The sequence below is a fragment of the Dactylosporangium salmoneum genome, from assembly GCF_039532525.1.
Classification (GTDB): Bacteria; Actinomycetota; Actinomycetes; order Mycobacteriales; family Micromonosporaceae; genus Dactylosporangium; species Dactylosporangium salmoneum.
In genome coordinates this window covers 30,004-50,395 of record NZ_BAAARV010000074.1, presented here as the reverse complement: position 1 = coordinate 50,395, position 20,392 = coordinate 30,004, and the positions used below count along the sequence as shown (strand labels likewise).

The 20,392-nt window shown below is 71.3% G+C and carries 22 protein-coding genes; 13 read left to right on the top strand and 9 right to left on the bottom strand.

Annotated features, from left to right (window positions below; genetic code table 11):
- Positions 1–11 precede the first annotated feature (11 nt).
- Entirely contained in the window at positions 12–1,595 is a 1,584-nt protein-coding gene (locus tag ABD352_RS37880) for an FAD-dependent oxidoreductase (protein WP_344617379.1), read from the bottom strand.
- A gap of 282 nt (positions 1,596–1,877) precedes the next feature.
- On the opposite strand from ABD352_RS37880, the gene ABD352_RS37875 reads away from it, so the two are divergent.
- On the top strand, positions 1,878–2,099 hold the full coding sequence (locus ABD352_RS37875) for a hypothetical protein (RefSeq protein ID WP_344617378.1): 222 nt from the start codon (positions 1,878–1,880) through the stop codon (positions 2,097–2,099).
- A gap of 72 nt (positions 2,100–2,171) precedes the next feature.
- On the opposite strand, the gene ABD352_RS37870 is transcribed toward ABD352_RS37875, so the two are convergent.
- Positions 2,172–3,017: a universal stress protein gene (locus tag ABD352_RS37870; RefSeq protein ID WP_344617377.1), complete on the bottom strand. Its 846-nt coding sequence runs from the start codon at positions 3,015–3,017 to the stop codon at positions 2,172–2,174.
- Positions 3,018–3,755: 738 nt separating this feature from the next.
- Here ABD352_RS37870 and ABD352_RS37865 point away from each other — a divergent pair.
- Positions 3,756–4,871 carry a MerR family transcriptional regulator gene (locus tag ABD352_RS37865; protein ID WP_344617376.1) on the top strand — a complete coding sequence of 372 codons (1,116 nt, stop codon included), beginning with the start codon at positions 3,756–3,758 and terminating at the stop codon, positions 4,869–4,871.
- A 184-nt stretch (positions 4,872–5,055) separates the two neighbouring features.
- On the opposite strand, the gene ABD352_RS37860 is transcribed toward ABD352_RS37865, so the two are convergent.
- From ABD352_RS37860 to pdhA, 3 genes are read right to left on the bottom strand one after another with little or no spacing between them, the layout of a single operon-like run.
- The gene (locus ABD352_RS37860; RefSeq protein WP_425553826.1) at positions 5,056–6,336 is read right to left on the bottom strand and encodes a dihydrolipoamide acetyltransferase family protein; all 1,281 of its coding nucleotides are present in this window, start codon (positions 6,334–6,336) and stop codon (positions 5,056–5,058) included.
- Positions 6,329–7,333, bottom strand: coding sequence for an alpha-ketoacid dehydrogenase subunit beta (locus tag ABD352_RS37855; RefSeq protein ID WP_344617496.1), 1,005 nt, complete (start codon positions 7,331–7,333; stop codon positions 6,329–6,331). The genes ABD352_RS37860 and ABD352_RS37855 overlap by 8 nt, the downstream gene beginning before the upstream one ends.
- 59 nt (positions 7,334–7,392) lie before the next feature.
- Positions 7,393–8,565: a pyruvate dehydrogenase (acetyl-transferring) E1 component subunit alpha gene (pdhA, locus tag ABD352_RS37850; RefSeq protein WP_425553834.1), complete on the bottom strand. Its 1,173-nt coding sequence runs from the start codon at positions 8,563–8,565 to the stop codon at positions 7,393–7,395.
- 93 nt (positions 8,566–8,658) lie between these two features.
- Between pdhA and ABD352_RS37845 the strand changes: the two genes are divergently transcribed.
- On the top strand, positions 8,659–9,165 hold the full coding sequence (locus tag ABD352_RS37845) for an Lrp/AsnC family transcriptional regulator (protein ID WP_344617373.1): 507 nt from the start codon (positions 8,659–8,661) through the stop codon (positions 9,163–9,165).
- A gap of 19 nt (positions 9,166–9,184) precedes the next feature.
- Here the strand turns inward: ABD352_RS37845 and ABD352_RS37840 are convergent, their stop codons facing one another.
- A complete protein-coding gene (locus ABD352_RS37840) occupies positions 9,185–9,571 on the bottom strand; it encodes a hypothetical protein (RefSeq protein WP_344617372.1) in 387 nt (128 codons plus the stop codon).
- Positions 9,572–10,126: 555 nt separating this feature from the next.
- Here ABD352_RS37840 and ABD352_RS37835 point away from each other — a divergent pair.
- The 4 genes from ABD352_RS37835 to ABD352_RS37820 are packed head-to-tail and all read left to right on the top strand — an operon-like array spanning position 10,127 to position 13,170.
- Complete coding sequence (locus ABD352_RS37835) at positions 10,127–10,318, top strand: hypothetical protein (protein ID WP_344617371.1); 192 nt, start codon at positions 10,127–10,129, stop codon at positions 10,316–10,318.
- Between the two features lie 41 nt (positions 10,319–10,359).
- A complete protein-coding gene (locus ABD352_RS37830) occupies positions 10,360–11,763 on the top strand; it encodes an MBL fold metallo-hydrolase (protein ID WP_344617370.1) in 1,404 nt (467 codons plus the stop codon).
- 2 nt (positions 11,764–11,765) lie between these two features.
- The gene (locus tag ABD352_RS37825; protein ID WP_344617369.1) at positions 11,766–12,335 is read left to right on the top strand and encodes a rhodanese-like domain-containing protein; all 570 of its coding nucleotides are present in this window, start codon (positions 11,766–11,768) and stop codon (positions 12,333–12,335) included.
- Between the two features lie 58 nt (positions 12,336–12,393).
- Complete coding sequence (locus ABD352_RS37820) at positions 12,394–13,170, top strand: sulfite exporter TauE/SafE family protein (protein WP_344617368.1); 777 nt, start codon at positions 12,394–12,396, stop codon at positions 13,168–13,170.
- Between the two features lie 42 nt (positions 13,171–13,212).
- Here ABD352_RS37820 and ABD352_RS37815 read toward each other — a convergent pair whose 3' ends face one another.
- Positions 13,213–13,482 carry a metal-sensitive transcriptional regulator gene (locus ABD352_RS37815; protein WP_344617367.1) on the bottom strand — a complete coding sequence of 90 codons (270 nt, stop codon included), beginning with the start codon at positions 13,480–13,482 and terminating at the stop codon, positions 13,213–13,215.
- A 128-nt stretch (positions 13,483–13,610) separates the two neighbouring features.
- On the bottom strand, positions 13,611–14,003 hold the full coding sequence (locus ABD352_RS37810; RefSeq protein ID WP_425553824.1) for an ArsR/SmtB family transcription factor: 393 nt from the start codon (positions 14,001–14,003) through the stop codon (positions 13,611–13,613).
- Between the two features lie 83 nt (positions 14,004–14,086).
- Here ABD352_RS37810 and ABD352_RS37805 point away from each other — a divergent pair, with 83 nt between their 5' ends.
- From ABD352_RS37805 to ABD352_RS37785, 5 genes are all read left to right on the top strand, one after another.
- Complete coding sequence (locus ABD352_RS37805) at positions 14,087–15,541, top strand: heavy metal translocating P-type ATPase (protein ID WP_344617366.1); 1,455 nt, start codon at positions 14,087–14,089, stop codon at positions 15,539–15,541.
- Positions 15,466–16,101 carry an HAD-IC family P-type ATPase gene (locus ABD352_RS37800; protein WP_344617365.1) on the top strand — a complete coding sequence of 212 codons (636 nt, stop codon included), beginning with the start codon at positions 15,466–15,468 and terminating at the stop codon, positions 16,099–16,101. Before ABD352_RS37805 ends, ABD352_RS37800 begins: the two co-directional genes overlap by 76 nt.
- Positions 16,102–16,505: 404 nt before the next feature.
- Positions 16,506–16,880 (top strand): cytochrome c oxidase assembly protein, encoded by a 375-nt coding sequence (locus ABD352_RS37795; RefSeq protein ID WP_425553822.1) that lies wholly within the window; start codon positions 16,506–16,508, stop codon positions 16,878–16,880.
- 79 nt (positions 16,881–16,959) lie between these two features.
- Complete coding sequence (locus tag ABD352_RS37790) at positions 16,960–17,520, top strand: hypothetical protein (protein ID WP_344617364.1); 561 nt, start codon at positions 16,960–16,962, stop codon at positions 17,518–17,520.
- Positions 17,521–17,714: 194 nt separating this feature from the next.
- Positions 17,715–18,143: a hypothetical protein gene (locus ABD352_RS37785; RefSeq protein ID WP_344617363.1), complete on the top strand. Its 429-nt coding sequence runs from the start codon at positions 17,715–17,717 to the stop codon at positions 18,141–18,143.
- Between the two features lie 492 nt (positions 18,144–18,635).
- Here the strand turns inward: ABD352_RS37785 and ABD352_RS37780 are convergent, their stop codons facing one another.
- On the bottom strand, positions 18,636–19,274 hold the full coding sequence (locus ABD352_RS37780) for a TetR/AcrR family transcriptional regulator (RefSeq protein WP_344617362.1): 639 nt from the start codon (positions 19,272–19,274) through the stop codon (positions 18,636–18,638).
- A gap of 101 nt (positions 19,275–19,375) precedes the next feature.
- Here ABD352_RS37780 and ABD352_RS37775 point away from each other — a divergent pair, with 101 nt between their 5' ends.
- Complete coding sequence (locus ABD352_RS37775; protein ID WP_344617361.1) at positions 19,376–20,338, top strand: oxidoreductase; 963 nt, start codon at positions 19,376–19,378, stop codon at positions 20,336–20,338.
- Positions 20,339–20,392: the final 54 nt, after the last annotated feature.

Here is a 20,392-nt window from a genome sequence, read left to right as displayed (position 1 = left end):
GGAGTTCGGAATCAGGCCACGAGGACGGCGGTGCGCTCGCTGGGTTGGTGGCCGGTGAGGACCACCGTCGCCTGGAACGGCGATGCCTCGTGGATCTCGGCGGGCACCGGTTGCCGGCTCGGCGGCTGGTCCACGGTGCGTGCCTGCGGCGGGAACGGCGCGGCCTGCGCGATCAATTGGCCGTAGTGTTCCAGCCACATCCCCTGGTCGAAGGTGACGGCGGCGGTGATCCGGCCCCGGCGGCCGTAGACGGCCACGAACCGGCGCTCGGCCGTCGATCCCTGCGCCACGACGACTTCGTCGGCGAAGGTGGGTACCCCGATCGACTTGATCTCCGTGCCGAACTGGGAGGACCAGAACACGGGCAGGGCAAGGTGCGCCCAGCGGTCGGACCCGTTGCCGATCATGTTGTGCGCCGCGATCTCGGCCTGGTCGAACGCGTTGCGCCAGTGTTCGAGCGCCATGAACTGGTAGTCGTAGGCCGGGTGCGGGAACCGCGCCACGTCGCCGGCGACAAAGATGTCGTCGGTGACGACGCCGTTGACGTCGAACGCGCGGCATCCCGCGTCGCTGGCCACGCCCCATGGCCCGGCCGCCAGACCCGCCCCGTGCAGCCACTCGACGTTGCGCTGCGCGCCCAGCGCGACGACGGCCACGTCGACGTCCAGCGTGGTGCCGTCCGACAGCCGCGCCCGGCGAAGGCGGCCCTCACGGTCGCCCTCCAACGCGGTGACCGAGGTGGAACAGCGAAGATCGACGCCGGCCTGCCGCTGCATCTGCGCCGCGACGCGGCCGACCGCGCCGCCCAGCGCTCCGGCCAGGGGCGCCGGGCCGTGGTCCACGACTGTGACCGGCAAGCCGAGGTCGCGGCAGTCGGAGGCAACCTCGGAGCCGATGAACCCGGCTCCGATCACCAGCACGTGCGCGGGCTCCGCGGCGAGCCGCTGACGCAGGCCGGCCGAGTCGTCGCGGTTGCGCACGGTGTAGACGCCGGTCAGCGCTGCCTCGTCGTGATTCGGCCATGGCCGCGCACGCACGCCGGTGGCGATCAACAGCCGGTCGAAGTCCACCTCGTCGCCGCCGGCGAGCACCACCCGCCTGCCTCGCCGGTCCAGCCCGACCGCCGCCTGCCCGAGGCGCCAGTCCACATCGAGCCCGTCGGCGCGCGGCAGTACCGTATGCGTCGCCGGCACCATCCCGATCAGGACCTGTTTGGACAGCGGTATCCGATCGTAGGGCTCGTAGGGCTCGTCGCCGATCACGGTAAGCGCTCCGCGGAACCCTTCCCGGCGTAGCGCATGCGCGGCGCGGAGCCCGGCCAGCGACGCACCCACGATGGTGATGCGCTCGACATCGCCTGCCGGCTTGGTGGCCTGCTGCTGGACCGCCGCGGCGGCCTCATCGGGCCGATGGTCCAACAGGATGGCCTGCGTCGGGCAGGCGGCCGCGGCCCGCAGCACCTTCTCCCGCCGCTCGTCGCTCGGGTTGGGGTCGTACAGCAGCGCCTCATCGCCGCGCATGCGAAAGACCTCCGGCGCGGCGAAGACGCACTGTCCGTATCCCTGGCAGCGAGTGAGATCCACCACAAGCCTCATAGCGGCACGCTATCGCGGCACCGCGTGTCGGCCTGTCACTCGACGTGGGCGACCTCCGCTCGCGCACGTCCCTGGCACCGGCTACGGCATCGGCCTGACCCCCGCCGTGGCGAACGCCGTAGGTCGCGTGGTCGAGCACGTTGTCGCCGCGGTCCGCGAGCTGCGGCCGGATGTCGCGCCCTTCAAGGACCATCGGCCTGAATCCGCGCACGGAAACCGGGAAGGCTTGAACTGAGCCCAGGAACCGAAGGATCGGGCGGAGTAAGGACGGAGGCGAGGGCGATGACCGCGACGACGATCGAGGCGACGACAGTGCGGAACGCGCGTCCGGCACCAGCGGACACGTGGCCGCCGACCACCGACACCGGCGACGTGGCGCTGCGACTGTGCCGCGCGGAACGGCGCGTCGAGGCGCTGGCGCTAGCGGTCCGGCTGCTGTGCGGCGCGGGTACGACACCCGCCCGGCGGCAGGCCGCCGAGCTGCTCGACGAGCTCGGGCTGTAGGCCTCAGCCCGAGGCGGGAACCCAGCGGGCGCCGGGTGTTCTGCCCAGCGCCCACGGCTGTGGTGGCGTTCATCAGTGACGTGCGACGAGGACCGGGGCCGAGGCGTGGTCCAGCACCTGCTGGGTCACCGAGCCGAGCCTGAGGTCGTCGAAGCCGCCCGCTCCGCGAGGACCGAGCACGATCATGAGCGCGTCTCGGCCTACGTCGAGCAGCGCCGGGGCCGGCGCCCCTTGGATGACGCGGAGCTCGACCGGCACGGTCGGGTACTTCGCCCGCCACGGCTCCAGCTCGGCGGCGAGCGCGCCGTGAGCCGTGGTGGCGAACCGGCCGAGGTCCGTGGCGCGGCCCCACCGGTGGACGGGCTCCTGCCAGGCGCGCACCGCGATCAGTGGCACACCGCGCGACATCGCCTCCGCGAACGCCAGCTCCACCCCGAACTCGGCGTGCGCCGAGCCGTCGGCGCCGACGACGATCGGCTGACGCTGCGGCAGCGGCATTTCCGGGCTCGCCCATCGCTCTGCGTGGTGAACGACCAGCACCGGACAGCGGGCATGCGCGGCCAGCTGCAGCCCGACGGAGCCGATCCGCAGCGAGTGGAAGCCACCCATCCCACGGCTGCCCACCACGACGAGAGCGGCGGACTGCGACTGGTCGACGAGCACCCGGCCCGGGCTACCGCACCACGTGGACGTGGTGATCTGCAGGCCGGGTTGCCAGTTGCGGGCCTCGACCGCGGCGTGCAGCGCGACCTCGTGCTCGTCGGCGGCCTCTTCGAACGCGCCCGGAACGGCGATCGCATGGGTGACCCGCAGCGGCTGCCCGTGGCGCACCGCCTCGTCCACGGCCCAACGGACCGCACCGAAGCTGGCCGGTGAGCCGTCGACACCCACGATCACCGGTCGACGATTGGTGGTCATGACACCTCCCGTTGTCTGCCTGTCCGCCCGGAGGGAAACGGCCTTCCACCTTCACCATGCCGCGGCATGCGCCGCGGTGGCACGGGCATTCGGCCCGTTGCGGGACCGGCTCACGCGACTCGTCGAGGGTTGTCTGCGGCCTCGGATTCGGCCGGCTCGGTTTCCGCCTTTGCCGGTGAGACCGTCCGAGGCTCCGGATCGCCGGGAAGGCACGTGGCCTGGCCGGGTAGGGCTACGGTTCGGCCGCCCGGGGAGGTGAACTTTCGCATGGCGCTCGCATATCGCCACCCCGGTTCGGGAAGCATGCCGGCTGCACGCCCGGAGTGCGGCCGGCTCCGAATCCGGCCGCCACGGACGGCGTCGCGGGTCCGAGACACGTGACTCGGGCGATGACGGAGATCCCGACGATGCAGGGTTGGCTGGCCGCTTCGGGCCAGCCAACCACCATGCCAAGCTGTCCCGGCATGCACTGCATGCCCAGCGCATGCCACATAGCATGATGCCGAGCGGCATGCACAGCGAGATGATGCCCAGCGGGATGCCGAGGATGCCGGGCATGATGTCCAGCGCCGATATGGCAAAGCTGAAGGCAGCGACCGGCAACGACTTCGACGAGAATCGGACGGCGTACGGGCCAGCGCGCCCAACGATGCGCGCTGTGCCGATGAGCGGAAACTCGACCACGCCGGGAGCGGAGCGCTTGTCCCTCACGTGGCGTCATGCCACATAGTCGGTGGTGTGGAGGAGCACATGACCGTGGGACGTGTGGCTGAGCTGGCCGGCGTAACTGTCCGCACGCTGCATCACTATGACGAGATTGGTCTCCTGCAGCCGTCCACGCGGACCGCGGCTGGGCACCGGGCCTACTCGGCGGGCGACGTGGAGCGGCTGAGGGAGGTGCTGGCGTACCGGCGGTTGGGCTTCGGACTGCGCGAGATCACGGATCTGGTTGATGACCCGGCCACCGATGCAGTTGCGCACCTGCGCCGGCTGCGCGGCCTGCTGCTGGAACAGCGCGACCGCGCTGCCGCCATGGTGACGGCCATAGACAGGGAACTGGAGGCACGGGCGATGGGGATCAGGACGACGCCTGAGGAACAGCTGAAGGTGTTCGGCGCGCAGTTGTACGACGCCATCGGGTCCGCCTACCCGGCGACGCGGCGCACCGAGCCGCGGATCGCCGCGCGGATCTGGGATGCGCTAGGAGACGCACGAACGGTACTGAACGTCGGAGCTGGCACAGGCTCCTACGAACCCCACGACCGCGAGGTCACGGCGGTGGAACCGTCGGCGGTCATGCGGGCGCTGCGTCCCGCGGGCGCGGCGCCATGCGTGGCCGCCGCTGCGGAGAACCTGCCGTTCGAGGACCAGTCCTTCGACGCCGCGATGGCGGTCAGCACCGTGCATCACTGGCCAGACCCGGTCGCGGGGCTGCGCGAGATGCGGCGGGTGGCCCGCCGCGTGGTGGTGTTCACGTACGACGCGGATGACACCGGCTGGCGGCAGCGGTTCTGGCTCACCCGCGACTACCTGCCTGAGGTTGCTGACCTTCTCGTCGGCTGGCCCTCACTAGCCGACCTGACCCGCGCGATCGGGGGCCACGCGGAGCCGGTGCTCATCCCTTGGGACTGCGCTGACGGCTTCTTCGAGGCGTACTGGCGCCGTCCCGAGGCGTACCTGGACGAACATGTGCGCCGTGCGGTGTCGGTATGGACCAGAGTCGGGCCCGAGGCCGAGCAGCGTGCGGTGAGCAGGCTTCGTGAAGACCTTTCCTCAGGCCGGTGGGCCGAGCGCAACCGCGACCTCGTCGCTCTCGACACGGCCGAGCTCGGTCTGCGTCTGCTCGTGGCGTGAACCGCCGTGCGCGAGAAGCAGCTTCTCAGCGCTGGACCGGTGGCGTTGGTGCGCAGCGGCGGCGGCTGCGATGCGCACCTATCGGCGTCCGTGCCGGGGCCTGAGCCCGCGAGGGCCGGCCCCGGCAACTGGTCACCAGGTCACGCCGCCGGCGGGAGCAGGCGGCGCGACGGGAGGGGCGAGGTCAGAGGTCGCCGAGTGCGGTGACGGGGTGTTCGATGCAGTTGGCCAGGTAGCGCAGGAATCCACCGGCGGTGCCGCCGTCGCAGACTCGGTGGTCGAAGGCCAGGGTGAGCTGGCTGACCTTGCGTACGGTGAGCTCGCCGTCGACGACCCAGGGCCGGTCGATGATGCGGCCAAGACCGATGATCGCGACCTCGGGGTGGTTGATGATCGCGGCAGAGCCGTCGACGCCGAAGACGCCGTAGTTGTTGACGGTGATGGTGCCGCCGGTGAGGTCGCCCGGGCCGAGGCTGCCCGATCGGGCGGCGGCGGTCCGGCTGGTGAGCGCCGCGGACAGGTCACGGGTGGAGAGCCGGTGAGCGTTGCGGATGACGGGGACGACCAGGCCACGGTCGGTCTGGGCGGCAAAGCCCAGGTGTACGTGGTCGGGGATGACGATTTCGTCGCCGTCGATGTGGGCGTTGAGTTCGGGGTAGCGGCGCAGGGCGAGCACGGTGAACCGCGTCAGCAGGGCGAGCAGGCTGACCGGCTGCTCCGGGCTGGCATTGTTGATCGCGGCCCGGGTGGCCAGCAGTTCGGTGGCGTCGACGTCGACCCAGACGGTCGCCTCGGGGATTTCGCGGCGGGAGCGGCTCAGCTTCTCGGCGACCGCCCGGCGCAGGCCACGCAGCGGGATGCGCGTCTCGCCCGTCTCCCGGCCGATGTCGGCCGGTGAGACCTTGGCGGTTCGGCGCGCGAGCATGGCCTGCTCGATGTCGTCTCGGCGGATGACGCCGGACGGGCCGGTGCCGCGGATGCTCGTCAGGTCGAGGCCGGCGTCGCGGGCCAGCTTGCGCACGAGCGGCGAGATGACCCGCGTCGTCGACGTCGCCGGCAAGTCCGACTGGGCGACGGGAAGCCGGTCGGCTCGGGGCGTGCGGCTCCGGCGGCGCCGGACGCTCGTTGCCGTACCCGTTCCGTAGCCGATCAGGACATTGCCGCTGCCCTCGTCGGCCGGCGCGACGTCGGCATCGGGGGTGATCGTACCGGGCTCGCGGAAACCTCCGGTCGCGGTTTCGATGCTGATGAGCGGGTGGCCGACCCGCACCGTGTTGCCCGGTGCGGCGTGCAGGGTGGCGACAGTACCGGCGAACGGCACCGGGACTTCGACGGCGGCCTTGGCCGTCTCGACCTCGACGACGATCTGGTCGACCGTCACCTGGTCGCCGACCTGCACGTGCCAGGCGACGATCTCGGCTTCCTCGAGTCCCTCGCCGAGGTCGGGCAGCAGAAAGTCAGGCACGGTCACCGCCCAGGCCGAGCCAGCGCTGATCGGGTTCGTCGTCCCACTGCAGCCGGGCGATCGCGTCGAGGATGCGATCGACGCTCGGCAGGTGGTGACTCTCGAGCATCGGTGCCGGGTAGGGGATGTCGAAGCCGGTGACCCGCAGGATCGGGGCGTGCAGGTGGTGGAAGCAGCGTTCGGTGAGACGAGCGGCGATCTCGGCGCCGTAGCCGCAGAAGCCGGCGGCCTCGTGCACGACGACCGCGCGGCCGGTGCGCCGCACCGAGTCGGTGAGGGTGCGGTCGTCGACGGGGGAGAGGCTGCGCAGGTCGATCACCTCGGCGTCCCAGCCCTCGTCGGTGGCCGCAGCCGCCGCGTCGAGTACGGTGGCGACGGTCCCGCCGTAGCTGATCAGGGTGACGTCTGTGCCTGGCCTCACGACGGCGGCCTGGTCGATGGCCGGCCCGGCGCTGGTGAGTTCGACGGTCTCCTTGGACCAGTAGCGGCGCTTGGGCTCGAGGAAGATCACCGGGTCCGGGCACTCGATGGCCTGCCGCAGCAGCCGGTACGCGTCCGCCGGCGTCGCGGGCGTCACGACCCGTAGCCCCGGCGTGTGGGCGTAGTACGCCTCGGAGGAGTCGCAGTGGTGCTCGACCCCGCCGATGCCGCCGCCGTACGGGATTCGCACGACGATCGGCAGGCTGACCGCGCCCCGCGTGCGGTTGTGCAGTTTCGCGAGGTGGCTGGCGATCTGCTCGAAGGCGGGGTAGGCGAACGCGTCGAACTGCATTTCCACGACCGGGCGCATCCCGTTCATGGCCATGCCGATCGCGGTGCCCATGATGCCGGCCTCGGCCAGCGGCGTGTCGAAAACGCGTGCGTCCCCGAAGCGGTCCGCGAGCCCGTCGGTCACCCGGAAGACCCCGCCGAGGGTGCCGACGTCCTCGCCGAAGACGAGCACGCGCTCGTCCGCGGCCAGGGCATCGGCGAGGGCGGCGTTGAGCGCCGCGGCCATGGTGATCGGCGCCGGGGTCCGCGTCGCTCTCGACGACTCCGCGCCGGTCAGGGTGCTCGTCACCGTACGCCTCCTTCGGTTTCCCCGGCGTCGCGGAGCTCGGCGAGCAGGTCGTTGCGCTGCTCGATCAGCGGCCGGGTCGGTTCGCTGTAGACGTGGGCGAACAGCTCGGCCGGATCGAGGGCGACATCGGCGTTCATGCGGTCGCGAAGCGCCGCCGCGAACTGCTCGGCCTCGGCCCGCAGCCGCTCCTCGCCGCCGTCGTCCAGCCGGCCGGCGGCGCGAAGATAGGTGTTCAGCCGGTCGATTGGGTCACGCGCCAGCCAGAACGCGACCTCGTCGCTGTCGCGGTAGCGGGTGGCGTCGTCGGCGTTGGTGTGCGCCTCAATGCGGTAGGTGCTGGCCTCGATGAGCGTCGGCCCCTCGCCGCGGGCGGCCCGCTCGACGGCCGCGCGCACGGTGGTGTACACCGCGGCAGCGTCGTTGCCGTCGATCAGCCAGCCGGGGACGCCGTAGCCGACGCCCTTGTGGGCCAGGGACGGCGCGGCGGTCTGCTTGTCGAGCGGGACGCTGATCGCGTAGCCGTTGTTCTGCACCAGGAAGACCACCGGCGCCTTCCAGACCGCGGCGAAGTTCAGCGCCTCGTGCGTGTCGCCCTCACTCGTCGCGCCGTCGCCCAGCAGGACGAGGGCCACGGTGTCCTCACCCTTCAGCCGCGCGGCGTGCGCCAGCCCGACAGCGTGCAGCGTGTTGGTGGCCAGCGGAGTGCACTGCGGCGCGACACGGTGCTGGTACGGGTCGTAGCCGCAGTGCCACTGCCCGCGCAGCAGGCTCAGCACCTCGACCGGGTCGACGCCCCGCGTGACGATCGCGACCGAGTCCCGGTAGGTCGGGAACAGCCAGTCGTGCTCGCGCAGGGCCAGCACCGCGCCGACCTCGCAGGCGTCCTGGCCGCGCGAGGACGGATAGACCGCCAGCCGGCCCTGCTTGGTCAGGGCCGTGGCCTGGGCGTCGAACCGCCGCCCGATCACCATCCGGCGGTACAGCTCGAACAGCGTCTCCTCGGCCGGCAGTCGCCCGGCGTCCCCGACCGGTGCGCCCGCCGGGTCGATCAGCCGCCACGGCTCCGTGCTGGGGAGCAGATCGACACCGATCGGCTCGACCGGCGAAGTTGGCGGATGGCTGGCGGTAGTGGTCACGGTTCGGCTCCAGTCGAGGCTCGGTGAAGCGATTGACGTGCAGTTTCGCCCCGATGGTGGCCAACGATCCAGAGTTGTGACCAAGGCTGAGACTCTTGGTCTGAACTTGCCGATACCGTAGGCAATATGACTGATCAACAGGGTCCCGCGGCGGGGGTCGACAGACAAATGGCCGAGCTGGACGAGACCGACCGGCGCATCGTCGACAAGCTACGCGGCAACAGCCGGATGTCGATGCGAGCCTTGGCGGCGGCGCTGCACATCTCCCGCGCCAACGTCTACACGCGGGTGGCCCGGTTGGAGCGCGACGGCGTGATCACCGGCTACACCGCGATCATCGACCCTCAGCGGTACGGGCACGCACTGTCGGCCTACGTCTACCTCAAGGTGCAGCAACAGTCGTGGAAACGCCTGCAGGACCGGCTGCTCAGCATCCCCGAGGTCGACCACGCGGCCCTGGTCTCCGGAGAGCACGACATCGTGCTGCTGGTGCGGACGCGCGACACGGCCGCGTTGCGCGACCTGGTACTGACCCGCCTGCAGGAGATGCCGGAGGTGTTGAGCACCCAGACCGACCTCATCTTCGACGAGACGACGCCGGCCGCACGGTTGGTGGGCACATCCGCGGACTGACCCGCCGCCACACCTGCGTTCAGCGCCGGGCGTGGCGGTCGGTCTGCATGAAGACCTTGAGGACCGAACGCAGGCCGAGGACGAAACCGCACAGCGCCAGGCTGAATCCGAGGAGGGTATTGAGCCGGATCCGGGGAGTGATGAAAGGCCCGGTGTCGGCGACGATCAGCAGTACTGCGGCGAGGATCGCTCCGACGGCGACCACGGACACGGCGACGTCGTTGAGACGGCCGCGGATCCAACTGCGGTCATCCGGGTCTGCCACCGGACGTACCCGCACCGACAACGTCCCGTCGGCCAGCGCGCCGGTGGTCCGCTCCAGACGCGACGGGAGCCGGCCCAGCGACGCCGCGGCGACGGACCCGCGGGCCTTGGCGAGGTCCGCGATTCGGTCGGGGGCGAGCATCCGGGCGGTGATGTCGGCGGCCGAGCGTTGCGCCGATCCGATCAGCGAGAAGCCCGGGTCGAGCGCGACCAGCGACTCCTCCGCGGAGGTGATCGTTCGCAGCCCACGGCCGCCGCGCAGCCTTTGTCCGCGACCTTCGGGGTGGTCTCCGTGAGGGCCACGGTGCCGGCCGGGACCGTGAAGACGTCGTCATTGTTGTTGCCCGGCACCGATTAGGCCGGCATTTCGCTCGGTTTCATGCCGGTGCCGGTTTGGGGCCGATGGTGTGTCGCCAGCAGCGACGCCCATGCCAGTGCGAGGGCGATCGTGAGAGCGAAGGCGACGTTGACCGGGCGCGATCCCTGCGGGGGTGAAGATCAAGCTTCAGGTGACGAGGAACGCCGCTCCGGTCACGCCGCTGAAGGCTGGCCTTGGCCCCTGCCATACGCAGCTCCCCGGAGGGTGAGGGTTTCCACACGCCATCTCTATACCCCTGGGGGTATGGTGGGTGCGGGGTGACGGCATCCGTGGGCTCCGGTCATACCCGCCGGGGTATGTGCGAGAAGGAGTTGTGTGGTGATAGTCCGCGAAATCGGCGTCCGGGAGCTGCAGGAGCGCGGCACCCGGTCAAGCCTGGTGCTGGACGTGCGCAGTCCGGAGGAGTTCGCCCTGTCCGCGGCGGGCGCGCAGGCGTGGTCGCTGGCCGGTGGCACGCAGGCCTGGCTGGCGGCCGCCAGCCCGATGGTCCACGGCATCGAACGTCGCTGACACCGGCGTACACCAGGCAACAACGAAAGGCGACAATCGCAATGACGATCGACGTCGAGGCCGTCGAGACCTCGTCCCTGGGTGACCGCACCTACCTGGCCCACGACGGGCGGGTCGCCGTGGTGGTGGACCCGCAGCGCGACATCGACCGCGTCCTGGCCCTGGCGGGCCGGCTCGGCGTGCGCATCACGCACGTGGTGGAGACCCACCTGCACAACGACTACGTCTCCGGGGGGCTGGCCCTCGCGAAGGTGACCGGCGCGGCGTATGTGGTGGCGGCAGCCGACGCGGTGGCCTTCGACCGGGTACGGGTGGTCGACGGGGACGAGATCACCGTGTCGGAGCGGATGCGGCTGGCCGTGGTGGCCACGCCGGGACATACGTTCCACCACCTGTCGTATGTGCTGCATGGCGCCGGGGGACCTGTCGGGGTGTTCACCGGCGGATCGCTGCTGTTCGGTACCACCGGCCGTACCGATCTGCTGGGCAAGGAACACGCTCACGCGCTGGCCCTCCATCAGCACGCCTCCGCTAGCCGGCTGGCCGACCTGTTGCCCGACGGTGCGCAGGTGTGGCCCACCCACGGGTTCGGCAGCTTCTGCTCGGCCACCCAGTCGGACGCGTCGGAGTCCACCATCGGCCGGGAGCGGTCTGCCAACCCGGTGCTGCGGCTGGAGGCCGACGAATTCGTCACCACGACGCTGGCCGGGCTGGACGCCTATCCCGCGTACTACGCCCACATGGGCGCCCGCAACGCATCCGGCGCGGACCTGATCGACCTGGCCCCGGTCCAGCCCGCGAACGCCGACGAGCTGCGTACCCGGATCACCGCCGGGGAGTGGGTGGTGGACCTGCGCTCGCGCAAGGCGTTCGCTCGCCAGCACCTGGCCGGCACGCTGAGCTTCGGCCTGGACGGGCCGATGTCGACCTGGCTGGGCTGGCTGGCCCCTTGGGGCGCCCCGATCACCCTGCTCGGGGAGTCACCGGAGCAGGTCGCCGCCGCGCAGCGGGAACTGGCCCGGATCGGCATCGACCGCCCTGCCGCCGCGGCCACCGGCACCCCGCAGCAGTGGGCGGGCGGCGACACCTCCCGGCTGGGCGAGCTGATCACCGCCACCTTCGCCGACCTGGCCGCCGCCCGCGCCGGCCGTCCCCCGCACGGGCTGCCCGCCCCGGATGTCCTGCTCGACGTACGCATGGGCAACGAGTGGCGCGCCGGGCACGTCGACGGCGCGGTGCACATTCCGCTGCCCGATCTGGCGCACCGCCTCGACGACGTGCCCCTCGGGGTGGTCTGGGTGCACTGCGGGTCCGGCTACCGTGCGGCCGCCGCGACCAGCCTGCTCGTCCGCGCCGGACGCCGGGTCGTGCACATCGACGACGCCTACGCGAGGGCCGCCGAGGCAGGTCTGCCAATCATCACCACCGACAAGAAGGACATCTGATCGTGCCCGGCACCCTTCCCGTCGACGATCTGCGCCACCTCATGGAATCCGGCGGCACACCCCGGCTCATCGATGTGCGCACCCCGGGCGAGTTCGAGACCGCCCACATCCCGAGCTCCTGCAACATCCCCCTCGACCTGCTCCGCGAGCACGGCAACGAACTGCGGGCCCACCTCGATGAAGAGGTCGTACTGGTCTGCCGCTCCGGACAGCGCGCCAGCCAGGCCGACCAGGTCCTCGCCGCGGCCGGGCTGCCCAACCTGCGCGTGCTCGATGGCGGGACGAGCGCCTGGCAGGCCGCCGGCGGACCGGTGTGCCGTGGCCGGGTCCGATGGGACCTCGAACGCCAGGTCCGGCTGGTCGCCGGCTCGATCGTGCTCGTCGCGGTCGTGCTCAGCGTGGTGGCGCCGCCGGTGAAGTGGATCGCCGGTCTCATCGGCGCGGGGCTGACCATCGCCGCGCTGTCGGGCACCTGTGCGATGGGGATGCTGCTGGCCAAGCTGCCCTACAACCGGGGGCCCCGCACCGACCTCGACAGCGTCATCGCGTCGCTGGCCGCCGACCGGCCATGACCGCCGCGGCGGCGTCCACCTCGAAGCCGGCTGGGCGCATCCCGCGAGGAGGTCCACGATGATTGCGGCGCTCGGCCTGGGTGCCGCGATCGGCATCCTGCTCGGGCTGCTCGGCGGCGGCGGCTCGATTCTGGCCGTGCCGGCCCTCGTGTACGGCGTCGGGCTGCCGCTGCGCGCAGCGGTGCCGACCTCTCTGCTCGTGGTCGGGATCTCCTCGGCCGCCGCCGTGCTGCCCCGGCTGCGCGCCGGGCAGGTCCGCTGGCGCATCGCCGCCGTCTTCGGCGCCGCCGGTGCGGTGTCGGCGTTCGCCGGTGCCGTGGTCAACCGGCAGCTCGACCCCCGAGCCGTGCTGATCGGTTTCGCGGTCATGATGGTCGCCGCCGGGATCCGGATGCTGCGCCGGCAGGGCGGCGATGGCGGGGACTGCGCCCTGCCCGGCGGCGGGGTGAACTGGCGCGGCTGCCTGCCCAAGTCCGTCGGTGCCGGCGTGGTCGTCGGGTTCCTCACCGGCCTGTTCGGCGTCGGCGGCGGGTTCCTCATCATCCCCGCCCTCGTCCTGCTGCTCGGCCTGCCAATGGCCGTCGCGGTCGGTACGTCGCTGATCATCATCGTGATCAACTCGGCCGCCGGCTTCGCCGCCCACGCCGGCGATGCCACCGTCGACTACGGGATCGCGGCCGGTTTCACTGTCACGGCGATCGCCGGCTCACTGGTCGCCGCCCGCGTCGCCACCCGGCTGCCCGCCGAGCGCCTGCGCCGCTGGTTCGCCTGCTTCGTCTTCGTCATCGCGGCGTTCGTCGTGGTCCAGGCTCTGCTCAGCCCACCCGCCGGGTGATGCTGCTCGGAGCGGGCCGTTGGTGGTCTTCAGGTCGCGACGTCAGGCCAGGGACAGGAACAGCTTCTCGAGTTGGGCGACGTCGACGGTCTGCGCCTCGCCGTCCGCCTCGGCGGTGACGCACTGCCGCAGCCCCGTCGCGATGATTTTGAAGCCGGCCCGGTCGAGCGCCCGGGACACGGCCGCGAGCTGGGTGACGACCTCCGCGCAGTCCCGGCCGTCCTCGATCATCGCGATCACGCCGCGGATCTGGCCCTCGGCGCGGCGCAGCCGCTTGATGACGTCACCGAGGGCGTCCTGGTCGATCTGCATGCCCGCTCCTCATCACCGCTGTGCCGCCAAGGATACCCCGTGGGGTACGTCAGCGGCGTGTGGGCGGTCACCGCAGCAAGACCATCACCACTTCGCTAACCATCGGCGCGCATGAATCTGCTCGCCGATCAGGCCGGTGCGGTCGCGGCCGCTGGCGTGTGCTGGTGCGTCAGTGGGTGGCCGTTGGGATGGTCTGGCAGGTCCCGGTCGGCGTGGTCGGCGTGGAATAGCGCCTCCGCGAGGAGCGCGCGGACGTGGGTGTCGGCGGCGGAGTAGTGCACGAAGGTGCCTTCGCGGCGGCCGCGGACGAGACCGGCGAGGCGGAGTTTGGCCAGGTGCTGGCTGACGGCGGTGGGGGCGGCGCCGACGAGTTCGGCGAGGCAGGCGACCGACGACTCGCCCTGCAGCAGCGCCCACAGGATCTTGATCCGGGTCGGGTCGGCGAGCAGCCGGAATCCCTCGGCGGCGAGGTGGACCTGCTCGTCGTTCGGCATCTGGAAATCGGGCAGCTCGGTGTGCACCCGACAAGCGTAACCGCATCCTCCATACCTGTCTGCTCATCTGCCTGGCTATCTTCATGAGTACGCAGGTATGGTGGTTTGTCGTGACCGTGACTACGACACAACCGTCCGCTCCGCTCGCCGCGGGAGAGGTGCCGCGGCGGGCACGCCGCCTCGCGGGCCGCCTGTGGGCGCTGGCCGAGATCCGCTGGGCCGCTGTCGCCACCGCGCTGTTCGCGGCCGGCGGCGTCGCGCAGGTCGCCGGCGCACCCGCCCCGATCTGGTGGACGCTGTACCTGGCCTGCTACGTCAGCGGCGGGTGGGAGCCGGCGCTGGGCGGGCTGCGCGCACTGCGGGAGCGCACGCTGGACGTGGACCTGCTGATGATCGTGGCCGCGATCGGCGCCGCCGCGATCGGGCAGGTCTTCGACGGGGCGCTGCTCATCGTCATCTTCGCCACGTCCGGCGCGCTCGAGGCGTTCGCCACCGCTCGCACCGCTGACTCGGTGCGGGCGCTGCTCGATCTGGCACCCGAGCAGGCGACGCGCCTGGACGCCGGCGGGGCTGAAGCCGTCGTCGACGTCGTTGCGCTTCGCGCCGGCGATCTGGTCCGGATTCGGCCCGGCGAGCGCATCGGCGCCGACGCCGTCGTCGTCGACGGGGCCAGCGACGTCGACCAGGCGAGCATCACCGGCGAGGCACTGCCGGCCCCGAAGGCCCCCGGCGACGAAGTGTTTGCCGGCACCCTCAACGGCACGGGCGCGCTGATCGTGCGGGTGCAGCGCGAGGCCGGCGAGTCGGTCATCGCGCGCATCGTGGCGATGGTGGAGGAGGCGTCGGCGACCAAGGCCCGCACCCAGCTGTTCATCGAGAAGATCGAGCAGCGGTACTCCGTCGGTGTGGTCGCCGCCACCGTCATGCTGTTCACGATCCCGCTGCTGTTCGGCGCCGACCTGCGCAGCACGCTGCTGCGCGCGATGACCTTCATGATTGTGGCGTCGCCGTGCGCCGTCGTGCTGGCCACGATGCCGCCGCTGCTGTCCGCGATGGCCCTGGCCGGGCGGCACGGCGTCCTGGTCAAGTCCGCGGTCGTGATGGAACAGCTCGCCGACACCACCCGGGTCGCATTCGACAAGACCGGCACCCTCACCACCGGCGCCCTCCAAGTCGCGGGCGTCCACCCGGCCCCCGGTGGCATCGGCCAGGACGAGCTACTCCGGTTGGCCGGGGCGGTCGAGACCCGCAGCGAGCACCCGGTCGGGACCGCGATCGTGGCCGCCTGCCGGGACCGCGGTCTGGGCGTCCCGGCAGCAACGGACTTCCGGTCCACGCCGGGCAGCGGTGTCACGGCCGTGATCGAGGGCCGCCGAATCGAGGTCGGAAGGCCCGCGCTCTCGACCACGCATCGCCTGGCGGGTTCGCCGGGGCGCAGCTACAGGCGGCCGTCGATGCGGCCCACGCTGCCGGCCACACGGCCGTCGTCGTGCTGGACCGCGACATCCCGGTCGGCGTCATCGCGCTCGCCGACCAGATCCGCCCGGCGGCCGCCGAGACGGTGACCACGCTCGCCACGCTGACCGGCTCCGCGCCGGTGCTGCTCACCGGCGACAACGCCGGCGCCGCAGGCCGGGTCGCCGCCGAGGCCCGGATCAGCGAGGTCCACGCCGGGCTCCTGCCGCAGGACAAGGTTGACCGGGTCCGTGGCCTGCAGCAGGACGGTCACCGCGTCCTGCTCGTCGGTGACGGGGTGAACGACGCGCCCGCCCTGGCCACCGCGGACCTTGGTATTGCCATGGGCCGCTACGGCTCCGACCTCGCCCTCACGACCGCCGACGCGGTCCTCGTCCGCGACGATCTCGCCGCGCTGCCCGGGCTCATCGCCCTGTCCCGCCGCGCGCGGCGCCTCGTGACCGCCAACCTCGTCATCGCCGGGAGCTTCATCAGCGTCCTGGTCGCCTGGGACCTGCTCGGTGACCTGCCGCTGCCGCTCGGCGTGGCCGGCCACGAGGGCTCCACCGTCATCGTCGGCCTCAACGGCCTGCGCCTGCTCGCCGGCGCCGCGTGGCGGCGCGCCGGCGGGCGGCACACCGTAGCGCCATCGGCCGAGCCGACACCCTGACCCGGTAGCGGATCGCGGGCGCCGCCGTCGGCGCTACGTGCGCAAGGCCAAACTCGGCGGCCGGCCCATCGCGGGAACTTTCGCCCGGTCGTCGTCGACTAAGCAGCATAGTGGTCGGCGTGATCGGTGTCGCCGCGGCGCTGGCGTTCTGGCCAGGACGCCGGCGGCCCGACCAGGAACTCTCCGGACCGCAGCAAGCGGCGGATCGCCGGTCATGACCGTGGGCCGATGCCCGCGTGCGCTGCTGCTCGCAGCCATGACGGCAGCCGGGGTGGGCGCAGCGCTGGCGGTGACCGCTGCGGCCGGAGGGGCCGCGCCGGTGCCCCTGCCCGGGGTGCGGGGCCCGGACCCGGCGACAAGCCGGCTGTTGCCGGCCGCTCGGGTGCTGGCCGACGGCGCCGCTGGTGCTGGCCGCCCCGGTGACCCTGGCGCTGCAGGCGTCGCTGCTGTCCGCCGCCACCACGCTGCACGCGATCCTCGGCCTGGCGATCCAGCAGTCCAGCACCCTGATCGCCGCCGACTGGTACCAGGCGCTCGCCCGGCCCTGGGGCGGCCCACCGCTGCAGGATCAGCGGCTCGGCGGCGCGATCGCCTGGTCGTTCGGCAAACCGCCCTCGGCCGCGGTCGCCGTCGCCCTGCTCGCCCAGTGGTGGCGAGCCGACCAGCGCGAAGCCCGCCGGGTCGACCGCGAGCTCGACCGGGCCCAGGCCGCCGGCGTGGACAACGCCCTGGCCGCCTACAACCGGCAACTCGCCGCCTGGGCCCAGCGCGACCCCTGACCGGGTCCAACGGCTGCTGGCGCTGTACGGCCAGCCGGGCGTCGGTCTACTATCGGCCTTCGGAAAGCAGCGTTGGTCGATGTATGTGCCGGAGGCCGCCATGCGTCATCACCCCGTCGGCCGCCGCTTGCGGCTTGCGTTGGTCGCCGCGCTCACCTCGGCGCTGGCCGCGTGCGCGTCCGGGCCTGACCGTGGCCCCTCCCCGGCGCCGACCGGACCGCCGGACGCCAAGACCGCGATGGTCTGCCAGAACGAGGCCCAGGAGGACATCGAGGAGGCGTTGGGCCTGCCGACCAGCCAGCCGCCGACCTCGACCTGGCAGGACCGGGTGTACACCTGCACCTACCGCTACCCCGGCGGGGTCATGCTGGTCTCGGTGAAAGAGCTGCCGGACGCCGGGGCCGCCACCAAGTACTTCGACGAGCAGCAGGCCGCGGCGACCAGCCCGGTGCCGTTCCCCGACATGGGCGATGCCGCCTTCGCGGTCAACAACGTCGCGACCTACGTCCGGAAGGACCGGTTCGTCCTCAAGGTCGACGTCAGCGGGCTGCCCGAGGTGCTCGGCGAGAAGAAGACGCCCCGCAACCACGTCGGCATCGCCGTTTCCAGCGTGATCCTCGGCTGCTGGGTCGGCGACTGACCTGGCGCCACCGGCATCAACCCGGCATTACGAAGGTCGACCGTAGGCTTTCGGCCAGGGCAAATGGGCGTCATGGCGGACGACGGGTGGCACGATTCGGGGAGTCGGTGTACTACGCCGAATAGTAGTGTTCTGGGTGTCGGCGGGACGCCGGCTATGGCCCCGATTCCCTGTGTTGTGAGAGGACGATCCTGATGAGCGAGTACGGCGACTTCGACGGCGGGCACGAGCCGGGCGGTGAGCTGGAGTACGGCAACTTCCAGTCCGGTCACGAGGCTGGTTCGCTGGACCAGTTGCACCAGGCTGCGGGTAGTGAGTCGGACTATGACTCGCAGTTCGGTGTGTACGGCGAGGATCACAGTGCGTCGGAGTCCACGGATTTCCAGACGGGTAGGCACGTGGAGTTCACGGGTGCGGACGGCAGCCGGTACGAGTCGACGGATTTCACGAACTACTCCAACGATTCGGAGTCCTCGGACTCGGTGTTCGCCGCGCAGGGCAGCGAGTCGGCGCACACCGCGGACTTCTCCCAGCTCGACGCGCTGCAGGCCCGGTTCGAGACCGACTTCGCCGAGGGCACCCAGTACAACGTCGGCGGCGGCCACTCCATCGCCGGAAACTGACCCGCTGGTGTCATCGCGGCGAACCCGGCCGCCGGTATCCGTGCCCCGTTGCGCGGATACCGGCGGCCGGGTTCGCGGGAGTGACTACTAAGGAGATTAGTAGTATGGTTGTGGAGGGTCGTGCCGGGGGTTTTCCCAACCAATCCCCTTGGTCGTTGTTGCCGGCACGACCCCCAATTGGGGACGGCACCGTCTTGAGCCGCACATCGTCCTTGAGCAGGTGCACGACGGTCGCTGCACGTGCCGGACCGGCCTGCGTCGGTCCGGGCCGCGTGGCGACGGACGATCTTCGCTGCGGTGCAGCGCGGTCTCGTCCCGGATGGCTGTCAGCTAGCCCACACTGAGCAGTTACTACGCGCATGCGCGCTCGGCAATGTCCCAGGGACCCGCGGGAAAGCGCCGGAGCAGACTGCGACGACGGGGGCGCCGCGTCGGTGGGCTCGGCGTACCGCGTCGATCACCGCGGGCTGGGTCGGCCGTTCCCGACGGTTCTCACCCCGTAGCTGCCTTGCTGACGCGTGCCGGCCGCAGGGCGCCGGCGCGCGCGGCGGCCAGCGTGACTCGCACCGCCTGGTCGGCGGTCGCCTCGTTGACTGGCTCGGCCGTGATGAGCAGACGCAGGTAGATCGGCGCGGCAAGGGTCTTGAGCAGTTCGGCCGCATCGGTATCCCGGGGCAGTTCGCCGCGCTCGATGGCGCGGGCTACCACCGGTTCACCTCTCGTGAGCCGGTCGTCGAACACGTGCCGCCTGGCCGCGGCGATCTCCGGGAGATGGGCCGCCCCGGTGAACATGGCGGCGAGGATGGCCTGCCCGGTCGAACTGGTGAACATCTGGACGAGTGAACGCGCCAACGCCCGCAGGTCGGTCTCGATCGCTCCGGTGTTGGGAACGGGGAGGTCGGTGGCCAGGTGATCCGCCAGGGCGTCGACGAGCAGGCTGTCACGATCCACCCAACGTCGGTACACCGTCGTCTTATGCACCCCCGCACGCTGGGCGATGTCCTCGACACTCAACGCGGCATAGCCCTTGTCCAGGAGTTCGGCGAGCGTGGCGGCGTGAACCGCGGCGCGCACCTTGGCGCCACGGCCGACCGGCCGCGCGGCGGACTGGACGGGCTCGGCAGGCTGCATTGCAACTCCAAGTTGCGATATGGCGGTGCGGTTCGCATACTGAGTCTATCGCAACTCGAAGTTGCGATGGATCCGGCGCCCTCCCGTGAGATGGATACAACGTGCGGAATTCTTCCTCTTGGACTCTGCCTACCGTTCCCGGCCAGTCCGGGCGCATCGCGGTCGTGACCGGTGCCAACAGCGGCATCGGCTACGTTACCGCCCGCGAACTGGCCCGCCGTGGCGCAAACGTGGTGCTGGCCTGCCGTGACCTGGAGCGTGGCCACGCCGCCCTGGCCCGCATGCGGAGCGAGGTACCTGACGCCGTCCTGGAACTGCGCCAGGTAGACCTGGGCAGCCTGGCCTCCATCCGAGCGTTCGCCGCTGAGTGGGACCACGGTCGACTCGACCTGCTGATCAACAACGCCGGGGTGGCGATGGTGCCCTACGCCCTGACCGCGGACGGGTTCGAGTCGCAGTTCGGCATCAACCACCTCGGAACCTTCGCCCTGACCGGCCTGCTGCTGCCGCATTTGCTCGCCGCACCCGAGCCGCGGGTGGTCACCGTCAGTAGCGAAGGACAGCGCTTTGCCCGCTTCGACCTAGGCAACCTCAACGCTGAACGGGCCTACCGCACGGCCTTCGCCTACGTGCAGTCGAAACGGGCCAACCTCTACTTCGCCATGGAACTGCAGCGCCGGGCGGACGCCGCCGAGCTGAAGCTGCGCAGCATGGCCGTCGCACCCGGCCTCACCCGCACCAACGTGCTCACCAGCGGTGCCAACAGTGGCAGAGGACGGCTCTACACGACCGCCACACGCCTGCTCATGCGCGTGGCCTTCCGGCCCACCCCGGAAGGAGCGAAGACCTCCCTGTACGCCGCAAGCGCATCGGACCTGCCCGGCGGCAGCTACATCGTCCCCGACGGCCTGCTGCAACTGCGCGGTGAACCGACCCGCCGAACTCGCGAGCGCGCCATCCGCGACACCGTCACAGCCACCCGCCTGTGGCAACTCTCCGAACACCTCACCGGCGTCACCTACAACCTCAACGCCGCCGCCACACCGACACCCGCGACCGGGTGACGGTGCGGGACCTGCCGGAGTCGCGACTCTTGAGGTTGCTCTTGGTTGGCTGCC

Bases quoted from the DNA above. Each gene is read 5' to 3' on its own strand.
- ABD352_RS37880 (WP_344617379.1), bottom strand. From the start codon at position 1,595: ATGAGGCTTGTGGTGGATCTCACTCGCTGCCAGGGATACGGACAGTGC.
- ABD352_RS37875 (WP_344617378.1), top strand. From the start codon at position 1,878: ATGACCGCGACGACGATCGAGGCGACGACAGTGCGGAACGCGCGTCCG.
- ABD352_RS37870 (WP_344617377.1), bottom strand. From the start codon at position 3,017: ATGACCACCAATCGTCGACCGGTGATCGTGGGTGTCGACGGCTCACCG.
- ABD352_RS37855 (WP_344617496.1), bottom strand. From the start codon at position 7,333: ATGGCCGCGGCGCTCAACGCCGCCCTCGCCGATGCCCTGGCCGCGGAC.
- ABD352_RS37845 (WP_344617373.1), top strand. From the start codon at position 8,659: ATGACTGATCAACAGGGTCCCGCGGCGGGGGTCGACAGACAAATGGCC.
- ABD352_RS37840 (WP_344617372.1), bottom strand. From the start codon at position 9,571: ATGCTCGCCCCCGACCGAATCGCGGACCTCGCCAAGGCCCGCGGGTCC.
- ABD352_RS37830 (WP_344617370.1), top strand. From the start codon at position 10,360: ATGACGATCGACGTCGAGGCCGTCGAGACCTCGTCCCTGGGTGACCGC.
- ABD352_RS37820 (WP_344617368.1), top strand. From the start codon at position 12,394: ATGATTGCGGCGCTCGGCCTGGGTGCCGCGATCGGCATCCTGCTCGGG.
- ABD352_RS37815 (WP_344617367.1), bottom strand. From the start codon at position 13,482: ATGCAGATCGACCAGGACGCCCTCGGTGACGTCATCAAGCGGCTGCGC.
- ABD352_RS37790 (WP_344617364.1), top strand. From the start codon at position 16,960: ATGTATGTGCCGGAGGCCGCCATGCGTCATCACCCCGTCGGCCGCCGC.
- ABD352_RS37785 (WP_344617363.1), top strand. From the start codon at position 17,715: ATGAGCGAGTACGGCGACTTCGACGGCGGGCACGAGCCGGGCGGTGAG.
- ABD352_RS37780 (WP_344617362.1), bottom strand. From the start codon at position 19,274: ATGCAGCCTGCCGAGCCCGTCCAGTCCGCCGCGCGGCCGGTCGGCCGT.